The organism is Candidatus Atribacteria bacterium, assembly GCA_011056645.1.
Lineage (GTDB): Bacteria > Atribacterota > Phoenicimicrobiia > Phoenicimicrobiales > Phoenicimicrobiaceae > Sediminicultor > Sediminicultor quartus.
In genome coordinates this window covers 1-1,636 of the sequence record DSEL01000203.1, presented here as the reverse complement: position 1 = coordinate 1,636, position 1,636 = coordinate 1, and the positions used below count along the sequence as shown (strand labels likewise).

Sequence of the window (1,636 nt, the reverse complement as noted above, 5' to 3'; positions counted from 1 at the left end):
TTGATCAGAAAGGAATTGATATTCTTAAGAAAAAAGCCGATATTTTCTATATAGAAAAGTATGATGAGGAAAGAATTACCAGTGCTTTATTTGGAAAAGATGCAGTCATTAAGAGAGACCGCGGATTTATCACTAAAAAAATGCTAGAACAATGCCCCACGGTAAAAGCTATTGGTAGACATGGAGTAGGTTTAGACAAGATCGATGTAAAAGGTGCAGAAGAATTAGGAGTCTATGTTGTGAATACTCCTTATGCGAATTATGAAGCAGTAGCGGAACATAATATTGGACTAATGTTGGACATAGCAAAACCTATAACAAAAGTTGATCAAGCATTGAGAGAGGGTAAATGGGATTATGGTCATTACCTTGTTGGACAGGAATTATCCGGAAAAAAAGTGGGGATAATCGGTTTGGGGAAGATAGGTTATAGAACTGCAGAAATTTGTAAAAAAGGATTTAATATGGAAGTTTCTTATTTTAGTAGAACAAGAAAGAAAATAGCTGAAAAAGAATTAGCCATTAAGTTTGGAACAGTAGAAGAAATTTGTGAGAGTAGCGATTTTGTTATATTATCTTTACCGCTAAATAAGGATACTGAAAATTTTTTTAATAAGAAAAAATTTGATTTAATGAAAAAAACCGCTTATTTTATTAACACTTCAAGAGGTCCAATTGTAGATGAAGGGGATCTGATTAACGCCCTAAGAGAAAATAAAATAGCTGGAGCAGGCATTGATGTTTTTATCGATGAACCTCCAATCAAAGATAATCCTTTATTTAAATTAGATCATGTTGTCGTTACCCCCCATTCGGCCGGAAATACTAAAGATGCTATGGTTAAAATGGCACTGGTTGCAGAAGATATTATTCGAATTTTGGAAGGTAAAAAGCCAAAATACCCAGCTAACAATCCAAAAAAATATCAGTTTAGGAAATGCGGGAGGAATTAAAAATGAGGAAGAATAAACTTAGAGAATTAATAAGAGCCAGTAAGGCAACTATTGGTACTCGTCTTCTAAGTGTATGGCCGGGGATGGTTGAAATTATAGGTCATATCGGGATATTCGATTATGTAGAGTTTTTGGGAGAATATTCGCCTTGGAGCATTCATGATTTAGAAAATTTTGGAAGAGCAGTTGAGCTTTTTGATATGTCCTCCATGATTAAAGTAGATCAAAATAATAGGGCATTTATTGCCCAGAGAGCCTTAGGTTCGGGGATACAAAATATTCTTTTTGCTGATATTAGAACTATGGAAGATGCTAAAGAATGTGTGGGTATTGTAAGAGCAGAAACCCCTCAAACTAAAGGGGTTAATGGAGCAGCTAATCGTAGGAATGTTGGATATTATGTTGAAGCTGGTTCTCAAGAATATGTGAAGGCGATGGATGAAGCTGTAGTAGCTTTAATGATTGAAAAAAAAGAGGCCGTTGATAATTTAGAAGAGATTCTCTCAATAGATGGTATAGATATGGTACAATTTGGATCCGGTGATTATTCTTTAAGTTTAGGATATCCAGGGCAGCGTAATCACCCAAAAGTAAAAGAGGCAGAGTTAAAAACCATTAAAACAGCATTAGAGAAGGGAATCCGCCCCCGCGTAGAAATAGGTTCCATCAATTATAAGATAGAA

General features: G+C 35.1%; 2 protein-coding genes. Both read left to right on the top strand.

Annotation, left to right across the window (positions count from 1 at the left end):
* Window positions 1-953, top strand: a 953-nt coding sequence (locus ENO17_09550; protein ID HER25276.1) for a hydroxyacid dehydrogenase, incomplete at its 5' end; no start/stop codon positions are given.
* The coding region (locus ENO17_09545; protein HER25275.1) for a 2,4-dihydroxyhept-2-ene-1,7-dioic acid aldolase at window positions 938-1,636 on the top strand (699 nt) is incomplete at its 3' end. The genes ENO17_09550 and ENO17_09545, both read left to right, overlap by 16 nt.